The following is a 5249-nucleotide window of genomic DNA, read 5'->3' as shown; positions in this document are numbered from 1 at the left end:
GTTTGACTAAAGTATAAATCAAAGCTTTCTACCTAGTCATTAGTCATTAGTCATTTGTCCTTTGTAAATGACCAATGCCCAATGCCCAATGCCCAATGCCCCAAAATAGAGTATGCTTATTGCTCTGGCTCTTAATAATCTCCTGATTTCCCGCCACTCTTACTGATTAAACGAATTGATTCAATTTGAATCGACTTTTCTAAGGCTTTTGCCATATCGTATAAAGTCAGGGCAGCCACAGAAACGGCAGTTAAGGCTTCCATCTCTACACCAGTTTCAGCTTTGGTTTTGACTGTGGCTTGAATTTGATAACCAGGTAGTTGCGGATCGGGTATAATTTCCACTGCAATTTTTTGCAAAGGCAACGGATGACACAAAGGAATTAAAGTGGCTGTTTGCTTGGCTGCCATAATCCCAGCCAATCTTGCAGTTGCTAACACGTCACCTTTTGGGACATTTCCGGCTTGAATGGTGGCGAAGGTGGCTGGCAGCATCCGCACATTGGCTGCGGCTACTGCTTGGCGGATGGTGGGTGCTTTATCAGACACATCTACCATCTGCGCCTGTCCTTGGCGATCCAGATGGGTTAAATTAGCAAAATTAGATGGAAAATTATCTTGCGCCATTTAGTTAGAACGTGTTAATATAGATTGTCGGTGAGGGCGTGTAGCTCAGTGGACTAGAGCACGTGGCTACGGACCACGGTGTCGGGGGTTCGAATCCCTCCTCGCCCGTTTTTAAAAGTTAAGAGTTGAAAGTTAGGAGTGAGGAGTTAAATTTCATCACTCCTAACTTTTAAGTTTTTCAAGGCGTAGGCATCTGGAGCTAGACCTAGTGCAAAGCGCAGGGAGTTGGATAGGTTTTTGCTCGACTGGGTGAGGAAAAGGATAAGTGCAACAGAAGCGATCGCAGCACCGTAGCCAAACATATCGCGGTAGCCTACAAGTTCTGCGATGATACCCAGAAGAGGAGCAGCGATCGCAATTCCCAGGTCAAGCCCAGCTACCTACGCACATAGCAAAAATTTGCCCCCGTTCTTGCGGCTGTGAGCGGTCTGCCATCATCGTGATCATCATGGAGATTAGTGTACCACCACCAGCACCTTCAGCGATCGCAGCCAGTAAGAAAAACATTGCGCTGTGAGCCTGCCGCAGCAGTATTAACGCGAAAATGTAGCGAAAAATACCAAATGTCATAAATAAACGTCGTAAAAGCGGCAACACTAATACCGTGAAAAATCCGCACTAGGATTAATAGCCCAAGAGATTGGGTTGCCAAGTAACCAAAGGGTGCGATCGCAGCTACTATCGAGGTATTAATCGTGGGTTACGCGATCGTCAACACACCCGACGAAATTTTACTGCAATTTAAGCAACAGCGAACTCAGTTAATTTACGAGTTTCTGGATCATGGAAAGCTAGAACAATATCCGCTTTCGGTACATTTTCCCTTAATAACTCAGTCGCAATTCCTTCCTCTGTCCAATCTTCCTCAATATAAATCTTCTCATTTTTAATGCGAATATGAACTTGAATATTTCTGATTTTTTTCTTTCCTTCCCAACCCATAAACAGCCAAAAATATTGATCGTGTATCTCGTCAAAAACAAGACAACTTTCTTGATCTAAATTGGCTGAACCAGAAACCCATTCGTGATATTCTGTTAAGATTTTTTTAATATAGTTACGATATTTTTCTAATTTATCCATTGTAAAATTTCCTCCTTTTCTATCTCAACAATAATCAAAAGTAATTGATTTATTTTAGTAATATCTTGAATTGACTCCCGTTTAAAAAAGTTCTCGTAAATACTATCCTTAATTGCTAAATAAATTTGATATTCTGGTTCTGTAAGATTAATTAAGTTTCGATATAAAATATATTGTCCTAAAGCCAGTTCAAAATCTCTCATTGGTGAGGCGCTTAAAAAGCTTTTAATCTCAACAACAATTTTGCGTCCGTTTTGTTCAGCAGCAATAGGTTTGTCTGCTGCTAAATCAGCAAATAATTCAGCATCTTTGTATTTAATTTTATAAGGCTCGGCTAAAATGCTCCAACCGTCTTTGATTAAAGCATTTTTAACCGTATCGTGGTAAACGTCTTTTGCTGGCATATTTTAGGTTAAAGTTAGTTAGGAGTTAGGAGTTAGGAGTTAGGAGTAAACCAATATTTACTCTTGACTGTTTACTCATGCCTAATACTTCGACTTCGCCCTTCTCTACGAGAGGCTGCGCCAACGGCTACGCTCAGGACAAGCTCAGTACAAGTGCCCAATGCCCATTGTTACGTTACTTAACATTTTTTGCTACTACTTCTCGCACGCGATATATAGGCCGTCCTTGGGATTCATGGTATGTACGCATGAGTAATTCTGCTAAAAGGCCGAAGCAAAATAACTGTACTCCAGTTACTAGGAGGAGAACTGCTAAAATCAGCAAAGGGCGATTGCCAATCATCTCACCTAAAGCCAATTTAACGAAAGTCAAGTAAATTCCGATCGCAGTTCCCGAAACCATTGACATCAAGCCCAACAGCCCAAAAACGTGCATCGGGCGGGTAAGGAATCTTTTCATAAACAGGATGGTTAACAAATCCATCAACACCCGGAATGTCCGCCAAATCCCATATTTACTGCGACCAAAGCGACGAGCGTGATGACGCACTGGTACTTCAGTAATTCTAGCTCCTTCGATGTATGCCAAAGCGGGTAAAAATCGGTGTAATTCTCCGTAGAGGTTCATATCTGCCAACAGTTCTGCGCGATAGGCTTTCAGCGAACAGCCATAGTCATGAATATTCACGCTAGTAGTACGCCGAATTAGCCAATTGGCAATTTTGGAAGGAAGTAACCGATTTACAGCACCATCTTGGCGTTTTTGCCGCCAACCACTCACCAAATCGTAACCCTCATCCAGCTTTGCTAATAACATGGGGATATCAGCCGGATCATTCTGGAGATCGGCATCTAAAGTGATGATCGCTTTCCCGACTGCATAATAAAATCCAGCAGCCATCGCCGCAGTTTGTCCGTAGTTGCGACGCAAAATCACCGCCTTTAAATCTGTGCGGATTTGCGCCTGTTCTTTGAGAAAATCCCCAGAACCATCTGTAGAACCATCATCCACACAAATGATTTCATAATTTATCTGACTAGAAGATAAACTAGATGCGATCGCTTCTAGTAAAAGCGGCAAACTTTCCACCTCGTCATGTATTGGCAGCACCACCGAAACATCTGGGACAATAGCTGAAATCGTCCCATTCTCCTCAAGCAACCCACTCCTCATATTTCTTCGCGCCCTTCTCTTCGAGACGCTCTGCGAACGCGTCTTCGTGGTTCGTAACTCTTGATAACTCTACCAGCACCTCGCAGCTGCTGATAGTACGACTGACTAACCTTATCTCCCTGTTCCGAGAGAATATCAATTCCAATCCCATCCCGTCCCTGATCTTTCCCAGAACTATGGATGTAATAACCATCCGCCAAATAAAGCCCGACATGAGTTGCTTTTTGCCTAGTTCCAAAAAATACCAGATCCCCGGCTGTTAATTCTGCAATAGTAATTGGTTGAGTGAATCCTTCCTGCTGATAGGCATCTCTAGGTAGCCAAATACCCACCGAAGCAAACGCCGCCTGCATCAACCCAGAGCAGTCATAATTTGGCCCAACTGTACCACCCCAAAGGTAATAATTGGATTGTTGCATCGCTTTTTGGGTAAAGGCGATGACCTCTGCTAGCAGTTTTTTAATTTCAGATTCAGAAAATGTTGCAGCCTGATAATGTACAGTAGCAGATTGTAATGAATCAAAATCTGAAAGGGATACCCATCCCGGATAGTCATCTTCACACAAATACACCTCAACCGCTAAATTTTGATGATTTGATGTTACCCATAAATGCCGCCCAGATGCGGCTTGAGTTGCTAAACGCGTACATTCAGGAGAATCATATAAATTCAGGTCAGCGATACACTGATACTGCCCTGATTTTGGATTTTGGATTTTGGATTTTAGATTAAAGGACATTACTAGAGAATGATTTTTTTCAATAAAGACGAACAACTTGAAAATATTGGTAATGGCATTTTAGATGCAACTTGGGCAGAATTTCCGACCTTAGCCCGTAATCAAATTGCCCTGACTTGGGTTGTTTACGATCCACCAGTGCTAGTAAATACTGGTGGGGCGCTGACTCCCAATGCTTTTTGGGATCATCCAGTCCGTGGTTTTACTTATCGTGGTGTTGAACGGATTTATCCTGCTAGTGTAGTCAAGCTATTTTACCTGGTGGCGGTAAATGAATGGCTAGAAAAAGGGATGACTCAAACCTCCAAAGAGTTGGAAAGAGCTTTGCGCGATATGATTGTCGATTCTAGTAATGATGCTACCAGCTTGGTTGTTGATATTCTGAGTGGTACCACATCAGGGCCAGAATTGCCAACTGGGCCTTTTGAAACCTGGAAATATCAACGTAATATTGTTAACCGCTATTACCAATCATTGGGTTGGGAAGAAATGGAGACGATTAACGTCTGTCAAAAAACTTGGGGTGATGGGCCTTATGGACGAGAACGGGCGTTTGTGGGAGAGTTACTAGAAAATCGCAATATGTTGACAACAAATGCGATCGCTAGGTTACTGCATAGTATTGTAGGTGGGGTGGCAGTTTCAAGTGGGCGATCGCAAGCAATGATGGCTTTACTGAAACGTCCTCTCAACGATTTACCCACTGACACCGAGGAAAATCAGGTAACAGGTTTTTTAGGTGGTGGACTGACTGAAAATGCTCAAATTTGGTCAAAAGCAGGTTGGACAAGTCAAGTTCGCCATGATGTTGCGTATATTGAGTTACCGAATCAGCGCCCTTATCTTTTAGTGGTATTTACTGAAGGTAAAGCGCAGGCTAAGAGTCAGGCTATTTTGCCCTTTGTTTCTAAACTAGTTGCCAAAGCTATTAGCAGTCTATAATCTTAGGACTTAGCAGAAGAGATCCCCCCTTTTTTACTTGTTGTTACCCATATTTTTGTAACAGTCAAAGTATCGCACTCACCCGATATCCCGCCCAGAACTGAAGTTCTGGGCTGATAGCTAAAGTCCACTAAGCGTGGACTGAAATTCTCCATTTTATAAGAAGAATTCAGAACTCAGGAGCGGAGCCGGAGACGCTCCGCCTCCGGTCAGAAAACAGGTATGAATTCTGTACGAGTGGGTGACGAATATTGGTTAAAACCTCGCCCGAAGTTAAGCG

8 protein-coding genes and 1 tRNA gene are annotated in these 5249 nt (G+C 42.9%); 2 read left to right on the top strand and 7 right to left on the bottom strand.

Translation table 11 applies throughout. From position 1 onward, the window contains the following. Positions 1-131: 131 nt before the first annotated feature. Positions 132-626 (bottom strand): cyclic pyranopterin monophosphate synthase MoaC, encoded by a 495-nt coding sequence (gene moaC / locus LC574_RS25220; RefSeq protein WP_229456282.1) that lies wholly within the window; start codon positions 624-626, stop codon positions 132-134. A gap of 34 nt (positions 627-660) precedes the next feature. On the opposite strand from moaC, the gene LC574_RS25215 reads away from it, so the two are divergent. Next, positions 661-734 (top strand) — tRNA-Arg (locus LC574_RS25215). 38 nt (positions 735-772) lie between these two features. On the opposite strand, the gene LC574_RS38555 is transcribed toward LC574_RS25215, so the two are convergent. From LC574_RS38555 to LC574_RS25190, 6 genes are all read right to left on the bottom strand, one after another. Continuing rightward, positions 773-928, bottom strand: a complete 156-nt coding sequence (locus tag LC574_RS38555; protein WP_306422157.1) for a hypothetical protein — start codon at positions 926-928, stop codon at positions 773-775. 64 nt (positions 929-992) lie between these two features. Further along, entirely contained in the window at positions 993-1196 is a 204-nt protein-coding gene (locus LC574_RS38550) for a hypothetical protein (protein ID WP_306422156.1), read from the bottom strand. A gap of 171 nt (positions 1197-1367) precedes the next feature. Beyond that, the gene (locus tag LC574_RS25205) at positions 1368-1709 is read right to left on the bottom strand and encodes a XisI protein (protein ID WP_229456281.1); all 342 of its coding nucleotides are present in this window, start codon (positions 1707-1709) and stop codon (positions 1368-1370) included. Next, entirely contained in the window at positions 1697-2113 is a 417-nt protein-coding gene (locus LC574_RS25200; protein WP_229456280.1) for a XisH family protein, read from the bottom strand. The genes LC574_RS25205 and LC574_RS25200 overlap by 13 nt, the downstream gene beginning before the upstream one ends. Before the next feature lie 175 nt (positions 2114-2288). Then, positions 2289-3287, bottom strand: coding sequence for a glycosyltransferase family 2 protein (locus tag LC574_RS25195; RefSeq protein WP_229456279.1), 999 nt, complete (start codon positions 3285-3287; stop codon positions 2289-2291). After that, the gene (locus tag LC574_RS25190; protein WP_229456278.1) at positions 3284-4027 is read right to left on the bottom strand and encodes a C40 family peptidase; all 744 of its coding nucleotides are present in this window, start codon (positions 4025-4027) and stop codon (positions 3284-3286) included. The genes LC574_RS25195 and LC574_RS25190 overlap by 4 nt, the downstream gene beginning before the upstream one ends. A gap of 9 nt (positions 4028-4036) precedes the next feature. Between LC574_RS25190 and LC574_RS25185 the strand changes: the two genes are divergently transcribed. After that, positions 4037-4969 carry a serine hydrolase gene (locus LC574_RS25185; protein ID WP_229456277.1) on the top strand — a complete coding sequence of 311 codons (933 nt, stop codon included), beginning with the start codon at positions 4037-4039 and terminating at the stop codon, positions 4967-4969. Positions 4970-5249: the final 280 nt, after the last annotated feature.

Source organism: Nostoc sp. CHAB 5715, from assembly GCF_020829685.1.
Classification (GTDB): domain Bacteria; phylum Cyanobacteriota; class Cyanobacteriia; order Cyanobacteriales; family Nostocaceae; genus Nostoc.
The sequence above is the reverse complement of the archived record's forward strand: the minus strand, read 5'-3'. Positions and strand labels throughout refer to the sequence as shown.